Consider the following 13,382-nt stretch of genomic DNA (forward strand, 5'->3'; position numbering starts at 1 on the left):
TGGCATAAATGATCACAAAGGCAGATAAAAATGCAGTTCGTAAAAAACGTCATGCTCGCGTACGTCGTACGATCTCGGGGACAGCAGCTCGTCCACGTTTGAACGTATTCCGTTCGAGCAAGCACATTTACGTTCAACTTATCGATGACGCGTCACAAACAACGCTTGTGTCTGCATCTTCGAAAGATAAAGCTCTCGATCTTACAAATGGCGGTAACGTTGAAGCAGCGACAGCTGTTGGTAAACTTGCTGCAGAACGTGCACTCGAGAAAGGTATCGACACAGTTGTGTTCGACCGTGGTGGATACCTCTATCATGGCCGCGTCAAAGCTGTTGCAGAAGCAGCTCGTGAAGCAGGTCTTAAATTCTAATAAAAAGGAGGGGACACTCGATGCGCCAGTTAGACGTTAACATGGAACAACTTGAAGAACGCGTTGTTACCGTAAACCGCGTCGCGAAAGTCGTAAAAGGTGGCCGCCGCTTCCGTTTTGCTGCTCTCGTAGTCGTAGGTGACAAAAATGGTCACGTCGGTTTCGGTACAGGTAAGGCACAAGAGGTGCCAGAAGCGATTCGCAAGGCTATTGAAGCCGCTAAGAAAAACATGGTACAAGTACCTATGGTTGGTACAACAATTCCACACGAAATCACAGGAGTATTCGGAGCAGGTCGTGTATTCATGAAACCAGCTTCTGAAGGTACTGGGGTTATCGCTGGTGGTCCAGTTCGTGCGGTGCTCGAACTTGCAGGTGTAGGTGACATCCTTTCGAAATCGTTAGGTTCAAACACACCGATCAACATCGTCCGTGCGACGGTACAGGGCTTGACTGAGCTCAAAAAAGCAGAGGAAGTTGCTAAACTACGTGGTAAAAGCGTAGAAGAACTTCTTAACTAAGGGAGGGAACTAGACATGGCGAAACTCGCAATCACCCTCACACGCAGCACAATTGGTCGTCCGGAAGGTCAGCGTGTTACTGTACGTACACTCGGTCTTCGCAAAATGCATCAAACGGTCGTTGTCCCAGACAACGTCGCGATGCGCGGTATGATCAATAAAGTGTCGCACCTTGTGACTGTAAAAGAAATCAACGAATAATAAAGATTTTAATAAATAAGGAGGTGCCACTATGAAACTCCATGAATTGAAGCCAACTCCAGGTTCACGTCACGAACGTAACCGTGTCGGTCGCGGTATGGCGACTGGTAACGGTAAAACTTCTGGCCGTGGACACAAAGGTCAAAAAGCTCGTTCGGGCGGTGGCGTTCGTCCAGGATTCGAAGGTGGACAAAACCCACTTTACCGTCGTCTTCCAAAACGCGGTTTCAACAACCCAACTCGTAAAGAGTACGCGGTTGTTTCCCTAGACACGCTTAACCGTTTCGAAGCAGGTACTGAAGTTACTCCAGAACTCTTAATCGAGACTGGTGTAGTCAGCTCTGCTAAAGACGGAATCAAGGTCCTTGCTAACGGCAAGCTTGAAACTAAATTGACTGTAAAAGCCAACAAGTTCTCGGGTGCAGCGAAAGAAGCAATCGAAGCAGCTGGCGGTACAGTTGAGGTGATCTGATGTTTCAGACGATCTCCAATATGTGGCGCGTGAAAGATATTCGACAGCGTATTCTCTTCACACTCGCAATCATCATCATTTTCCGCATCGGGGCTCATATCCCGGTGCCGATGGTGAATACGGATGTGTTGCGTTTTGACTCAGGAGGTCTTCTTGACTTCTTGAACTTGTTTGGAGGAAATGCTTTACAGAACTTCTCCTTGTTCGCAATGGGGATCATGCCGTATATCACGGCATCGATCGTTGTGCAACTTTTACAAATGGACGTCGTTCCAAAGTTTGCCGAATGGGCAAAACAAGGAGAGGCGGGCCGTAAAAAGTTAGCGACGGTCACGCGCTATGGGACGATCATCTTAGGCTTTGTCCAAGCGACTTCATTGTCGTTTGGATTTAACCGCCTCTACCCAGGTCTCGTCAATGAAACATGGGGAACGGCAACTTACTTTGTGATCGCGATTGTACTCACTGCGGGTACAGCGTTCTTGATGTTCCTTGGTGAGATGACAACGGAGAAAGGTGTTGGGAATGGTATTTCCATCATTATCTTCGCTGGTATCGTCGCTGGGTTCCCAAGAATCTTTACGCAGATTTATGAAACAAAACTCCAAAACGCTGGAGATGCATTGTTCATTAACATCGTTTACTTGGTTGTATTGGCCCTTGTCATTTTGGCTGTGACGGTTGGGATCATTTATGTTCAACAAGCGGCACGCAAAATTCCAATCCAATATGCAAAGCGCACGGCAAACCGTACCCCAGTGGGCGGTCAGTCGACGCACTTGCCGATCAAGCTAAACGCTGCAGGTGTTATTCCGGTAATCTTCGCGATTTCCTTCATGGTAACACCACCAACTGTTGCAAGCTTCATTGCTTCTCCAGAGACAACGCAAAAATTACAAACGTACTTTGACACGACGGCGCCAATCGGAATGTCGATTTACGTTGCATTAATCATTGCGTTCTCTTACTTCTATACATTTGTTCAGGTCAACCCAGAGCAGATGGCAGAAAACCTGCAGAAGCAAGGTGGTTATATTCCTGGGATTCGTCCTGGGGCGCAAACAGAACAGTACATCACGAAGTTGCTGTATCGATTGACTTTCTTCGGAGCGATTTTCTTATCGCTCGTGGCGATCATGCCGACAATCTTCATTAAGCTTGCCGGTCTTCCAACTTCCGTTCAAATCGGAGGAACGAGCTTATTGATCGTCATCGGGGTAGCCCTCGAAACGATGAAACAAATCGAGAGTCAACTTGTAAAACGACACTATAAAGGCTTTATCCGTTAAAGCGGAAGGAAGGGTTGACCCTTCCTTCCTGTCGTGTTTACAAGCCCTTCGTGAAAATCAAAACTGGAGGCTAACCGAGATGAATCTAGTACTCATGGGCTTACCGGGTGCTGGGAAAGGGACTCAAGCTGCTAAAATCGTAGAAGAGTACCAAATCCCTCACATTTCGACAGGCGACATGTTTCGTGCGGCAATCAAAGGCGGAACGCCACTCGGTAAAGAAGCCAAGTCATTCATGGATAAAGGCGAACTCGTACCGGATGAGGTAACAATCGGAATCGTACGTGAACGTCTTAGCCAAGATGACACTGAAAAAGGTTTCTTACTTGATGGATTCCCGCGTACTGTTGCTCAAGCAGAGGCACTCGAAAGTTTGCTTAAAGATTTGGGGAAACAGATTGACCACGTCGTCAACATCGATGTGGATGCGGAAATTCTCGTTCCACGTTTGACAGGTCGTTGGATCTGCCCAACATGTGGTGCGACATATCACGTGATCTTTAACCCACCAAAAGTGGAAGGCATCTGTGATGTGGATGGGTCGGCTCTCATGCAACGTGAAGACGATAAAGAGGAAACGGTTCGCCGTCGCCTTGACGTCAACATCGAGCAATCGAAACCACTCATTGACTTTTACGCTGAAAAAGGGTATCTTCGTACATTGGATGGAGATCGTCCAATCGATGTCGTATATGCCGATGTCAAAGCATTACTCGGTGATACTGAATGATCATCACGAAGACGCCTCGTGAAATTGCGATTATGCGTGAGGCTGGGCAAATTGTTGCTCGAACGCACCAGGTGCTCAAACAGCACATAAAACCAGGAATCACGACGCTTGAGCTCGACCAGATTGCGGAAGATTACATTCGCAGCCAAGGTGCGACGCCATCGTTTAAAGGCTATAACGGTTTTACCGGTAGTGTTTGCGCTTCGGTGAATGAAGAGCTTGTTCATGGCATTCCAGGAAAACGGGTATTGAAAGATGGAGATATTATCTCAATCGACATCGGTGCCTACTATAATGGATACCATGGAGATTCCGCTTGGACTTATCCAGTGGGAACAATCTCAGAAGAGACACAGCGGCTACTTGACGTAACCGAAGAAAGTCTGTATAAAGGATTGGAGCACGCCAAGGCTGGAGGGCGATTGACAGATATTTCTCATGCGATTCAAGCATATGTTGAATCACACGATTTCTCTGTCGTCCGCGAATACGTCGGTCATGGTGTTGGACAAAATTTGCATGAAGAACCGCAAATTCCACACTATGGTCCACCGGGGAAAGGGCCGCGCCTGAAGACTGGGATGACGTTAGCTATTGAACCAATGGTTAATGCTGGTCAACGCTATGTTCGAACACTGGCTGATAACTGGACAGTTGTCACAGTGGACGGTAGCATGTGCGCCCACTTTGAGCACACCATCGCCATCACAGACGATGGATACGAGATTTTAACGAAACTCGATTCCGGTGAATGAGGCTCTATTGTTTCATACTGATCCATTCTGGATCCTTCTCTCACAGTAGATGGCAATAGATCGTCTGTGCTCCTAAAGATTTTCATATAGAAAGGGGAATAAATGATGGCGAAACAAGATGTCATTGAAGTGGAAGGCACTGTTGTCGAACCACTTCCGAACGCAATGTTTAAAGTGGAGTTAGAAAACGGCCACACGGTGCTCGCGCACGTCTCAGGGAAAATTCGGATGCACTACATTCGGATCCTTCCAGGTGACCGCGTAACTGTTGAGTTGTCTCCATACGACTTGACTCGCGGGCGGATTACGTACCGTTATAAGTAACTCCGATTTTTCCAGGAGGAGGGTATACTCATGAAAGTAAGACCGTCGGTAAAACCGATTTGCGAAAAATGTAAAGTTATTCGCCGTAAGGGTAAAGTAATGGTAATTTGCGAAAACCCGAAACACAAACAAAAACAAGGTTAATTTCAGAGGAGGTGCACACATGGCACGTATTGCTGGTGTAGATATTCCACGCGAAAAACGTATCGTTATTTCGCTCACATACATCTATGGTATTGGTAAAACAAAAGCACAAGAAATTTTGAAGGCTGCTAACGTTTCTGAAGAGACACGCACACGCGACCTTACTGAAGATGAACTCAACCGTATCCGTGAAGCAATTGACGGAATCAAAGTTGAAGGTGACCTTCGTCGTGAAGTTTCACTTAACATCAAACGTTTGATCGAGATCGGCGCATACCGCGGTATCCGTCATCGCCGTAGTCTCCCTGTTCGCGGTCAAAACACGAAGAACAACTCGCGTACTCGTAAAGGCCCACGCCGTACAGTAGCGAACAAGAAGAAGTAAAGGAGGGAATTGAACAATGGCGAAACGTAAGCAAAACGTACGTTCTAAACGTAAAGTTAAAAAACATGTTGAAGTCGGTGTGGTACACATCCGTTCTACATTCAACAACACAATCATTACAATCACTGACACGCAAGGTAACGCGATCTCATGGGCTACTTCTGGTAACCTTGGATTTAAAGGATCACGTAAATCGACTCCGTTCGCAGCACAAATGGCTGCTGAAACTGCAGCGAAAGTTGCAATGGACAACGGTATGCGTACAGTAGAAGTTAACGTTAAAGGTCCTGGTGCTGGACGTGAAGCGGCTATCCGTGCGCTCCAAGCTACTGGTCTCGAAGTTACTGCAATCCGTGACGTAACTCCAGTTCCGCACAACGGTTGCCGCCCTCCGAAACGTCGCCGCGTATAATCGCTTGAACGTGTGAGGGGCTTACCTAGCACGACAGCTTATACTTTAGCAGTTCAAACTGCACGGCAGGATATACTCAAGGAGGGGTTCAGATGATCGAGATTGAAAAACCAAAGATCGAAACGGTCGAAATCAGCGAGGACGCTACGTTTGGTAAATTCGTAGTAGAACCGCTTGAACGTGGATATGGCACTACTCTCGGTAACTCACTACGTCGAATTCTATTGTCATCGCTCCCAGGTGCAGCGGTAACAGCGGTTCAAATCGATGGCGTGCTTCACGAGTTCTCTACGATTGACGGTGTCGTCGAAGACGTTACTCAAATCGTACTAAACCTCAAGAAGTTAGCACTCAAAGTGTACTCGGAAGAAGAGAAAACGCTTGAGATTAACGTTTCAAGTGCCGGTGCTGTCACTGCGGCAGACATTACCCATGATAGCGACGTTGAAATCTTGAATCCTGAGCTCCACATCGCGACTCTCGCTGACAATGCGACGCTTCGCATGCGTTTGACTGCTCGCCGTGGTCGTGGTTACGTCCAGGCAGAAGATAACAAACGTGATGATATGCCGATTGGGGTCATTCCAATCGATTCGATCTATACACCGATTCAACGCGTGAACTACGAAGTAGATAAAACACGTGTCGGTCAAGACGCTAGCTTTGATAAGCTTTTATTAGACGTGTGGACAGATGGTTCAATTCGTCCGGAAGAAGCTGTATCATTAGGAGCTAAAATTTTGACTGAACACTTGAACATCTTCGTTGGTTTGACAGATGAGGCTCTCAACGCAGAAATCATGGTCGAGAAAGAAGAAGACCAAAAAGAAAAAGTACTCGAAATGACGATTGAAGAACTCGATCTCTCAGTTCGTTCGTACAACTGCTTGAAGCGCGCTGGCATCAACACTGTTCAAGAACTCGCAAACAAATCAGAGGAAGAGATGATGAAAGTTCGTAACCTCGGACGTAAATCACTCGAAGAAGTTCAACACAAGTTGGACGAACTCGGTTTGGGCTTGCGTAAAGAAGACTAAGTTCAACCGAAGGAGGGAAATGTAATGGCTTATTCGAAACTTGGCCGTACAAGCTCGCAACGCAAGGCGCTTTTGCGTGATCTTGCAACTGACCTAATCATCAACGAGCGCATTCAAACAACTGAACAAAAAGCGAAAGAACTTCGCCCAGTCGTTGAAAAATTGATCACTCTTGGGAAACGTGGCGATCTTCATGCCCGTCGTCAAGTAGCTTCATTCGTTCGTAAGGAGAACGCTGGAGAAAAAGACGCAATCCAAAAATTGTTCGAAGACGTGGCTCCACGCTACGCTGAACGTCAAGGTGGATACACGCGCATCATGAAAGTCGGCCCACGCCGCGGTGATGGTGCAGAAGTTGTAATCATCGAACTCGTCTAATTCATTAGGCAGTCAACAGGGCATGCGGTGACGTATTGCCCTGTTTCCACATCAGAAAGGAGTCGACCTATGGAATCGCAAATTATGGTACGGGACGTCGTATTTCATTACCCTGGACAATCTGAGCCGGCACTTAACGGCCTGTCGCTCGATGTATATAAAGGGGAATGGCTTGCGATTGTCGGCCATAATGGTTCTGGTAAGTCGACACTGACGAAGTTGTGGAACGGACTTCTTATTCCTGAACAGGGGGAAGTCCGCGTAGAGACACTCGATCCATCGAACGCCGCAGACGTGTGGGATGTTCGAACGCGGATCGGGGTCGTCTTTCAAAATCCCGACAATCAATTTGTCGGGGCGACCGTGCGCGATGATGTGGCATTTTCTCTCGAAAACATGGGACTTCCACGTCAAGAAATGGTTCGTCGAATTGATGACAGTCTAGCGCGCGTTGGATTATCGGAACTAGCGGACCGTGAACCGCATCAGTTATCCGGTGGACAAAAGCAGCGCGTTGCGATAGCTGCGGCTCTCGCAATGCGCCCGCGTGTCCTCGTGCTCGATGAAGCGACCTCGATGCTCGACCCAATTGGGCGACAAGAGGTATTACAAACGGTAAGACAACTCGTCTCAGAAGGGATGACCGTTGTCGCCATTACACACGAGCTCGACGAAGTGTTGTTTGCCGACCGTATCATTGCATTATCGAAAGGTAAGATTGCGATGACCGGTACACCTGAAGACGTGTTTCAACATCCCGATCAGCTTCGTGACATTCAATTGGATGTTCCGTTCATTGTCCGGATGCAACTCGAACTGAAGGCACGTGGCATTCCACTCGATCGTCTGATGCTACAACATTCGGAGTTGGTGAACCATCTATGCCGATACGCATTGAAGAAGTAACATATCAATATCAAATGAATACTCCGTTTGAACGAACCGCGCTGCGCGATGTGAATGTAACCATTCCGTCGGGAGCGCTTGTTGCGTTTCTTGGGCATACGGGCTCTGGGAAATCAACACTCGTTCAACATATGAACGGCTTATTACGACCGACTGATGGACGTGTCGTGGTCGATGACATCACGGTCACACCGATTCGAACACGTCGGGATAAAAAACAAAATCTCTTGCCGCTTCGGCGTCGCGTTGGGCTCGTCTTTCAATATCCTGAGCACCAATTGTTTGAAGAGACGGTCGAACGCGACGTCATGTTCGGTCCGCGCAACTTTGGCGCGACAGATGCCGAAGCAAAAGAGCGTGCCCATGAGGCACTTCGTCTCGTCGGTTTGGATGAATCACTATGGGACCGTTCCCCATTCGACCTTTCCGGGGGACAAATGCGTCGCGTCGCGATTGCGGGCGTCTTAGCGAGCCGCCCCGACGTCCTCATCGTCGACGAACCGACAGCTGGTCTCGATCCAATCGGCAGACGAGATATGCTGGCATTATTTAAACGATTACGAGAAGAGCTGAATCTAACGCTGATTCTCGTTTCTCACGATATGGATGACGTGCTCACTTACGCCGAACGCGTCGTCGTGATGGAGCGTGGACAGGTAGCGTTCGATGGCGATCCGTTTGAGTTGTTTCAGGATGAAGCTCTCGTACGTCGTCTCCAGCTTGATATCCCGCACGTTCTCCGATTCGCCCGTGATCTAGCACCGGTTTTTGGGGAAACGGTCACTCCACTCGTACGAACGGAGGCCGAATTAGCGGATTGGATCGCAGAGCACTTGAGAGGGGGAGCCATATGATTATTGGTCAATATATACCGGGTCATTCCTGGCTCCATTCACTCGATGCCCGTGCGAAGACTCTCTTTATTTTAGGATTTATCCCGGTCGTGTTTTTAGCGGATAACTTATGGACGAACTTATTTCTATTAGCGTTCACGTTATTTGCGGTGAAACTATCACAACTATCGTGGCGTTATTTATGGAATGGGTTACGGATGATTCTCTTCTTGATCGTCTTCACGTTGATCTTGCAGTTATTATTTAATCGTGACGGGACACTCCTTTTTGAATTTGGCCCGATTGCCATTTACTCAGAAGGGATTCGGATGGGACTGATTGTCTCGCTCCGGTTCTTCTATCTCGTCATGTTAACGACACTCGTCACATTGACGACGACACCGATGGAATTGACCGATTCGATTGAAGCGGGTCTGCGACCGTTTGAGCGGATTCGTGTACCGGCACATGAGATTGCCTTGATGTTATCGATCTCGCTTCGCTTCTTACCAACTCTTGCAGACGAGACAGACCGAATCATGAAAGCCCAGCAAGCACGAGGGGTTGATTTGATGAGTGGTCCATGGAAGTCTCGTTTAAAAGGAGTCATCCCTTTATTGATTCCATTGTTCATCTCGGCGTTTAAGCGCGCTGAGGACCTCGCTACGGCGATGGAGGCACGTGGGTATCGTGGGGGTGAAGGACGGACAAGGTTGCGTGAGATGGAGTGGCAGACGCGTGATACAGCAGTATTGCTGATCTTTGTCGCGTTAACACTCATATTGTTTGGATTGAGAGGGATTGGATGAGACGGATTAAACTGACAGTTGCCTATGACGGGACACACTACGTGGGATATCAAGTACAGCCAAATGGGAATACGATTCAAGCGGAGATTGAGGCAGTTCTCACACGAATGCATCGTCACCCCGTCAAAATTGTCGCCTCAGGTCGTACAGACGCTCGTGTCCATGCCTTAGGACAAGTGATTCATTTTGACACTTCATTACAGATGCCGGCGGAGCGGTTTGTTAAAGCGTTGAATGCGATGTTGCCGGACGACATCCTTGTCAAACATGCAGAAGAAGCGGACACTGGGTTCCACGCTCGATATGGGGCGAAGCGAAAAGAGTATCGCTATCATATCCGTAAGACCGAGGATCCATTCAGAAGGCACTATGCTGCCACGGTGACGTATGACCTTAGCCTTGATCGAATGCGTGAGGCGATGGAGCAGCTAGTCGGCACCCACGACTTTACATCGTTCTCTGTGACAAAGGCGGAAGTCGAGGACCGTGTTCGTACCATCTTTGAAGCAGAAGTGCTCGAAATGGGGGATGAGATCGTATTTCGTTTCGTCGGTTCTGGTTTCTTATATAATCAAGTACGTATCATGGTAGGGACGGTCATTGAGGTAGGGAGAGGCAAATATAAGCCGGCTGACATCACCAAAATGCTGGAAGCGAAAGATCGCCGTATGGCGGGGATTACCGCGCCCCCACACGGTTTGTATTTATGGAATGTGAATTATGAAAAAGTAGATTGACATTCCCTCTATAAAATCGTATTATATTCATTGGCATTTCATTTTCACATTTAGAGATGAACCACAATCTTAGCCCCGTAAACTAGGATTATGATAAAGCATCAAAAAAATTAAGTGAACAGACATTTTAGGAGGTATTCCACATGCGCACAACATTCATGGCTAAAGCATCTGAAGTAGAACGCAAATGGCTCCTTATCGACGCAGAAGGCAAAACACTCGGTCGTTTGACTAGTGAAGTAGCATCACTTCTTCGTGGTAAGCACAAGCCGACTTTCACACCACACGTTGATTGCGGAGACCACGTCATCATCATCAACGCTGAGAAAATCAAATTGACTGGTAACAAATTGAATGACAAGATCTACTACCGTCATTCAGGTCATCCAGGCGGCTTGAAATCACAAACTGCAAAAGAGCTTCTCGCAAAACGTCCAGAGCGTATGCTTGAACTCGCGATCAAAGGGATGCTTCCAAAAGGATCACTCGGTCGTCAACAATTCAACAAACTCCACGTTTACGCTGGAACTGAACACAAGCATGAAGCACAAAAACCAGAAGTTTACGAACTTCGCGGTTAATCGAGACACAGGGAGGAACTAAACGATGGCAGATGTACGTTACTACGGAACAGGCCGCCGCAAACACTCGGTGGCTCGCGTTCACCTCGTTGCAGGTGACGGTAAAGTTGTTGTAAATGGCCGCGATATCTCAGAATACTTCGGTCATGAGACTTTAATCATGATGGCTAAATCACCACTCGTATTGACTGAAACAGAAGGTAAATACGATGTAATCGTTAACGTTAACGGTGGTGGATACACTGGACAAGCTGGAGCGATTCGCCACGGCGTATCACGTGCGCTTCTTCAAGCGGACCCAGAATTCCGTCCAAGCCTCAAAGAAAAAGGCTTCTTAACTCGTGACGCTCGTATGAAAGAACGTAAAAAATACGGTCTTAAAGCAGCACGTCGCGCACCACAATTCTCGAAGCGTTAATCTTCGCGAAGTGGTTCGAACTCTCCATCCTTTCGGGTGGAGAGTTTTTTGTTTGAATTAGTCGATTCCAAAGCCGTCAAGAAAACGCTTTTTTTGATATACTGATATCGAAACAGTTATAAGGGGGAAGCGATATGCTTACAGTAGAGCAAGTACGCGAGGAATTGGCGGGGCTCGTTGATCCAACAATCAACCGAACGCTTGGAGATACAGCGGGAGTCAAAGACATCCGCATTAAAGAAGACTACGTCAGTGTGAAAGTGGCACTCGGACAAACAGGGAGCGGGGAACAGCTTCAGTTACAACAAGAGATCGTCACATTGCTCAAGGGGAAAGGCTTTAAGACGGTCGGACTTCGCTTTGAAGCATTGAACGATGAAAGTTTGAAGGAGGCAACGAAGCCGGCAATCCTTCGTGAGAATTCAGGAACGACATTTATCGCCATTGCTTCAGGTAAAGGTGGCGTAGGGAAGTCGACAGTATCCGTCAACTTAGCGGTTGCGCTTGCACGTGCTGGGAAGAAAGTTGGATTGATCGACGCGGACATTTACGGTTTCAGCGTTCCAGATATGCTCGGAATCGAAGAACGTCCAGTCGTTCGTGGAGAAAAAATCATTCCAGTTGAGCGATTTGGTGTAAAAGTCATCTCGATGGGCTTCTTCGTTGAAGATAATGCACCTGTTATCTGGCGCGGCCCGATGCTCGGGAAGATGCTCAACAACTTCTTTAATGATGTGGAGTGGGGCGACCTTGACTATCTATTGCTCGACTTACCACCAGGAACAGGAGATGTCGCGCTCGATATCCACTCTATGCTCCCATCATGTCAAGAGTTGATTGTGACGACACCTCATGCTACAGCAGCCTTCGTTGCTGCCCGTGCAGGAGCAATGGCGATTAAAACGAACCATAAAGTGTTAGGCATCATTGAGAACATGGCTTACTTCGAAAGTAAGGTCACAGGCGAGAAAGAATATGTATTTGGGTATGGTGGTGGAGAAAAACTCTCAGAAGCACTGAAGAGTAAACTCCTCGCTCAAATCCCACTCGGTCAACCGTATGATAACGAAGAAGACTTTGCACCATCTGTGTATCGTGATGGGCATCCGTTTGAGCATACGTATGATGAGTTGGCGCAAGCAGTCATTCAACAAATAGAAGGGTGAATCGGTGAGAGATGAAAGTACAAGGTTTTTTACGTTTGTTTTGGACAACGCTCGTTTTTGGGACGTTGTTTGGGTTCCTGATGAATTTATTGGCGAACCCGGGTTATTTGGTCAGTCAGTCCTGGGAGGCAATTGTCACGGCGCTTAGTTACTCGAGTACATGGACCGGGATCAGCATGATGGGCTTCTTCGCCTATTTAATCATCCACCGAGTCGGTCTCGACTTGTTTAGAGGACCACGTCTATGGAATCGTGTTCAAGTATTGCTGATTGCTTTTGCAATCTTTGATGCCGTTTATTTACGAATGCTCGCATTTGGGAACGATCATATGTGGCGTTATATCGGTGAGATGGCTGTGCTATTAATTGTCGCTTGGGTAGTTGCTGCAAGTAAGGCGAAACAAACGAATATGAGTGCTTTCATTCCGACACTCTTCTTGATGACGGTGATTACGTTAATCGAATGGATTCCAGCGCTTCAAACAACTGATGAAATCCCATTACTTTGGCCAGCACTCGCGACACTCGTGTTTGCGAACGCCTATCAAGTATTGATGCTTCATCGTTTCCAACAGACTGGACAAGTTGCAGAGCCGACTTCACCAGAAACAGCAAAGAAGAAAACAAAAAAGCAGATGTCTTCTAAGTCATCCTAACGATCGAGCGGTCGTGGATTACTCCTTGCCAGGGGTTGATCCACGACTGTTTTTTTCTTTTAGTGATGTTAATAGAAAAAAATAAAGTTTTTTTAGAAAAACAGTTGACGGTTTTTTAGGATGCTGATATATTAATAAACGTCGCTGATGTTGTTCACGAAACGATAATCAGAAAGCGAAAAAAATAATAAAAAGTAGTTGACTTTCACAAGTCAAATCGCTATTATTAAAAAGTCGCTAACACGACAACAATTGGT

General features: G+C 47.3%; 21 protein-coding genes. All 21 read left to right on the top strand.

The features are described 5' to 3' along the window. Positions 1 to 8 precede the first annotated feature (8 nt). The 21 genes from rplR (at position 9) to PJK55_RS14210 (ending at position 13,125) form a co-directional block, all read left to right on the top strand. Entirely contained in the window at positions 9 to 371 is a 363-nt protein-coding gene (gene rplR / locus PJK55_RS14110; protein WP_214697128.1) for a 50S ribosomal protein L18, read from the top strand. 20 nt (positions 372 to 391) lie between these two features. Further along, positions 392 to 892, top strand: coding sequence for a 30S ribosomal protein S5 (gene rpsE, locus PJK55_RS14115; RefSeq protein WP_012727660.1), 501 nt, complete (start codon positions 392 to 394; stop codon positions 890 to 892). A 15-nt stretch (positions 893 to 907) separates the two neighbouring features. Beyond that, positions 908 to 1,093 (top strand): 50S ribosomal protein L30, encoded by a 186-nt coding sequence (gene rpmD / locus PJK55_RS14120; RefSeq protein WP_012727659.1) that lies wholly within the window; start codon positions 908 to 910, stop codon positions 1,091 to 1,093. 31 nt (positions 1,094 to 1,124) lie between these two features. Continuing rightward, positions 1,125 to 1,565, top strand: coding sequence for a 50S ribosomal protein L15 (rplO, locus tag PJK55_RS14125; protein ID WP_012727658.1), 441 nt, complete (start codon positions 1,125 to 1,127; stop codon positions 1,563 to 1,565). Further along, the gene (secY, locus tag PJK55_RS14130) at positions 1,565 to 2,854 is read left to right on the top strand and encodes a preprotein translocase subunit SecY (RefSeq protein ID WP_214697130.1); all 1,290 of its coding nucleotides are present in this window, start codon (positions 1,565 to 1,567) and stop codon (positions 2,852 to 2,854) included. The genes rplO and secY overlap by 1 nt, the downstream gene beginning before the upstream one ends. 79 nt (positions 2,855 to 2,933) lie before the next feature. Next, positions 2,934 to 3,584 (top strand): adenylate kinase, encoded by a 651-nt coding sequence (locus tag PJK55_RS14135; RefSeq protein ID WP_012727656.1) that lies wholly within the window; start codon positions 2,934 to 2,936, stop codon positions 3,582 to 3,584. Beyond that, positions 3,581 to 4,339 carry a type I methionyl aminopeptidase gene (map, locus tag PJK55_RS14140; protein ID WP_074032461.1) on the top strand — a complete coding sequence of 253 codons (759 nt, stop codon included), beginning with the start codon at positions 3,581 to 3,583 and terminating at the stop codon, positions 4,337 to 4,339. The genes PJK55_RS14135 and map overlap by 4 nt, the downstream gene beginning before the upstream one ends. Positions 4,340 to 4,444: 105 nt before the next feature. Then, positions 4,445 to 4,663, top strand: a complete 219-nt coding sequence (gene infA, locus PJK55_RS14145; RefSeq protein ID WP_021066622.1) for a translation initiation factor IF-1 — start codon at positions 4,445 to 4,447, stop codon at positions 4,661 to 4,663. 30 nt (positions 4,664 to 4,693) lie between these two features. Continuing rightward, positions 4,694 to 4,807, top strand: coding sequence for a 50S ribosomal protein L36 (gene rpmJ / locus PJK55_RS14150; RefSeq protein WP_003156543.1), 114 nt, complete (start codon positions 4,694 to 4,696; stop codon positions 4,805 to 4,807). A 19-nt stretch (positions 4,808 to 4,826) separates the two neighbouring features. Next, positions 4,827 to 5,192: a 30S ribosomal protein S13 gene (gene rpsM / locus PJK55_RS14155; protein ID WP_012727653.1), complete on the top strand. Its 366-nt coding sequence runs from the start codon at positions 4,827 to 4,829 to the stop codon at positions 5,190 to 5,192. A gap of 16 nt (positions 5,193 to 5,208) precedes the next feature. Beyond that, complete coding sequence (gene rpsK / locus PJK55_RS14160; RefSeq protein ID WP_012727652.1) at positions 5,209 to 5,604, top strand: 30S ribosomal protein S11; 396 nt, start codon at positions 5,209 to 5,211, stop codon at positions 5,602 to 5,604. A 92-nt stretch (positions 5,605 to 5,696) separates the two neighbouring features. Next, positions 5,697 to 6,641, top strand: coding sequence for a DNA-directed RNA polymerase subunit alpha (locus tag PJK55_RS14165; protein WP_012727651.1), 945 nt, complete (start codon positions 5,697 to 5,699; stop codon positions 6,639 to 6,641). Between the two features lie 24 nt (positions 6,642 to 6,665). Continuing rightward, positions 6,666 to 7,019, top strand: a complete 354-nt coding sequence (gene rplQ / locus PJK55_RS14170) for a 50S ribosomal protein L17 (protein WP_012727650.1) — start codon at positions 6,666 to 6,668, stop codon at positions 7,017 to 7,019. Positions 7,020 to 7,088: 69 nt separating this feature from the next. After that, positions 7,089 to 7,925, top strand: coding sequence for an energy-coupling factor transporter ATPase (locus PJK55_RS14175; protein ID WP_074032463.1), 837 nt, complete (start codon positions 7,089 to 7,091; stop codon positions 7,923 to 7,925). Beyond that, complete coding sequence (locus PJK55_RS14180; protein WP_271306196.1) at positions 7,901 to 8,779, top strand: energy-coupling factor transporter ATPase; 879 nt, start codon at positions 7,901 to 7,903, stop codon at positions 8,777 to 8,779. The genes PJK55_RS14175 and PJK55_RS14180 overlap by 25 nt, the downstream gene beginning before the upstream one ends. Next, complete coding sequence (locus PJK55_RS14185) at positions 8,776 to 9,567, top strand: energy-coupling factor transporter transmembrane component T family protein (protein ID WP_214876983.1); 792 nt, start codon at positions 8,776 to 8,778, stop codon at positions 9,565 to 9,567. Before PJK55_RS14180 ends, PJK55_RS14185 begins: the two co-directional genes overlap by 4 nt. After that, a complete protein-coding gene (truA, locus tag PJK55_RS14190) occupies positions 9,564 to 10,304 on the top strand; it encodes a tRNA pseudouridine(38-40) synthase TruA (RefSeq protein WP_271306197.1) in 741 nt (246 codons plus the stop codon). The genes PJK55_RS14185 and truA overlap by 4 nt, the downstream gene beginning before the upstream one ends. A gap of 143 nt (positions 10,305 to 10,447) precedes the next feature. Then, the gene (rplM, locus tag PJK55_RS14195) at positions 10,448 to 10,885 is read left to right on the top strand and encodes a 50S ribosomal protein L13 (protein WP_026824852.1); all 438 of its coding nucleotides are present in this window, start codon (positions 10,448 to 10,450) and stop codon (positions 10,883 to 10,885) included. 25 nt (positions 10,886 to 10,910) lie between these two features. Then, positions 10,911 to 11,303: a 30S ribosomal protein S9 gene (rpsI, locus tag PJK55_RS14200; protein WP_012727644.1), complete on the top strand. Its 393-nt coding sequence runs from the start codon at positions 10,911 to 10,913 to the stop codon at positions 11,301 to 11,303. Positions 11,304 to 11,437: 134 nt separating this feature from the next. Continuing rightward, positions 11,438 to 12,469 (top strand): P-loop NTPase, encoded by a 1,032-nt coding sequence (locus PJK55_RS14205; protein ID WP_074032486.1) that lies wholly within the window; start codon positions 11,438 to 11,440, stop codon positions 12,467 to 12,469. An 11-nt stretch (positions 12,470 to 12,480) separates the two neighbouring features. After that, positions 12,481 to 13,125, top strand: coding sequence for a KinB-signaling pathway activation protein (locus PJK55_RS14210; RefSeq protein ID WP_214786164.1), 645 nt, complete (start codon positions 12,481 to 12,483; stop codon positions 13,123 to 13,125). Positions 13,126 to 13,382: the final 257 nt, after the last annotated feature.

Source organism: Exiguobacterium sp. MMG028, assembly GCF_027947425.1.
In the GTDB taxonomy this organism is placed as follows: Bacteria; Bacillota; Bacilli; order Exiguobacteriales; family Exiguobacteriaceae; genus Exiguobacterium; species Exiguobacterium aestuarii_A.

Coding starts and splice junctions, on each gene's coding strand:
- infA (WP_021066622.1), top strand. CDS start 4,445: ATGGCGAAACAAGATGTCATTGAAGTGGAAGGCACTGTTGTCGAACCA.
- PJK55_RS14165 (WP_012727651.1), top strand. CDS start 5,697: ATGATCGAGATTGAAAAACCAAAGATCGAAACGGTCGAAATCAGCGAG.
- PJK55_RS14180 (WP_271306196.1), top strand. CDS start 7,901: ATGCCGATACGCATTGAAGAAGTAACATATCAATATCAAATGAATACT.
- rpsM (WP_012727653.1), top strand. CDS start 4,827: ATGGCACGTATTGCTGGTGTAGATATTCCACGCGAAAAACGTATCGTT.
- truA (WP_271306197.1), top strand. CDS start 9,564: ATGAGACGGATTAAACTGACAGTTGCCTATGACGGGACACACTACGTG.
- rpsK (WP_012727652.1), top strand. CDS start 5,209: ATGGCGAAACGTAAGCAAAACGTACGTTCTAAACGTAAAGTTAAAAAA.
- rplQ (WP_012727650.1), top strand. CDS start 6,666: ATGGCTTATTCGAAACTTGGCCGTACAAGCTCGCAACGCAAGGCGCTT.
- PJK55_RS14185 (WP_214876983.1), top strand. CDS start 8,776: ATGATTATTGGTCAATATATACCGGGTCATTCCTGGCTCCATTCACTC.
- secY (WP_214697130.1), top strand. CDS start 1,565: ATGTTTCAGACGATCTCCAATATGTGGCGCGTGAAAGATATTCGACAG.
- rplO (WP_012727658.1), top strand. CDS start 1,125: ATGAAACTCCATGAATTGAAGCCAACTCCAGGTTCACGTCACGAACGT.
- rpmJ (WP_003156543.1), top strand. CDS start 4,694: ATGAAAGTAAGACCGTCGGTAAAACCGATTTGCGAAAAATGTAAAGTT.
- rplM (WP_026824852.1), top strand. CDS start 10,448: ATGCGCACAACATTCATGGCTAAAGCATCTGAAGTAGAACGCAAATGG.
- PJK55_RS14205 (WP_074032486.1), top strand. CDS start 11,438: ATGCTTACAGTAGAGCAAGTACGCGAGGAATTGGCGGGGCTCGTTGAT.
- rpsE (WP_012727660.1), top strand. CDS start 392: ATGCGCCAGTTAGACGTTAACATGGAACAACTTGAAGAACGCGTTGTT.
- PJK55_RS14175 (WP_074032463.1), top strand. CDS start 7,089: ATGGAATCGCAAATTATGGTACGGGACGTCGTATTTCATTACCCTGGA.
- rplR (WP_214697128.1), top strand. CDS start 9: ATGATCACAAAGGCAGATAAAAATGCAGTTCGTAAAAAACGTCATGCT.
- map (WP_074032461.1), top strand. CDS start 3,581: ATGATCATCACGAAGACGCCTCGTGAAATTGCGATTATGCGTGAGGCT.
- PJK55_RS14210 (WP_214786164.1), top strand. CDS start 12,481: ATGAAAGTACAAGGTTTTTTACGTTTGTTTTGGACAACGCTCGTTTTT.
- rpsI (WP_012727644.1), top strand. CDS start 10,911: ATGGCAGATGTACGTTACTACGGAACAGGCCGCCGCAAACACTCGGTG.
- rpmD (WP_012727659.1), top strand. CDS start 908: ATGGCGAAACTCGCAATCACCCTCACACGCAGCACAATTGGTCGTCCG.
- PJK55_RS14135 (WP_012727656.1), top strand. CDS start 2,934: ATGAATCTAGTACTCATGGGCTTACCGGGTGCTGGGAAAGGGACTCAA.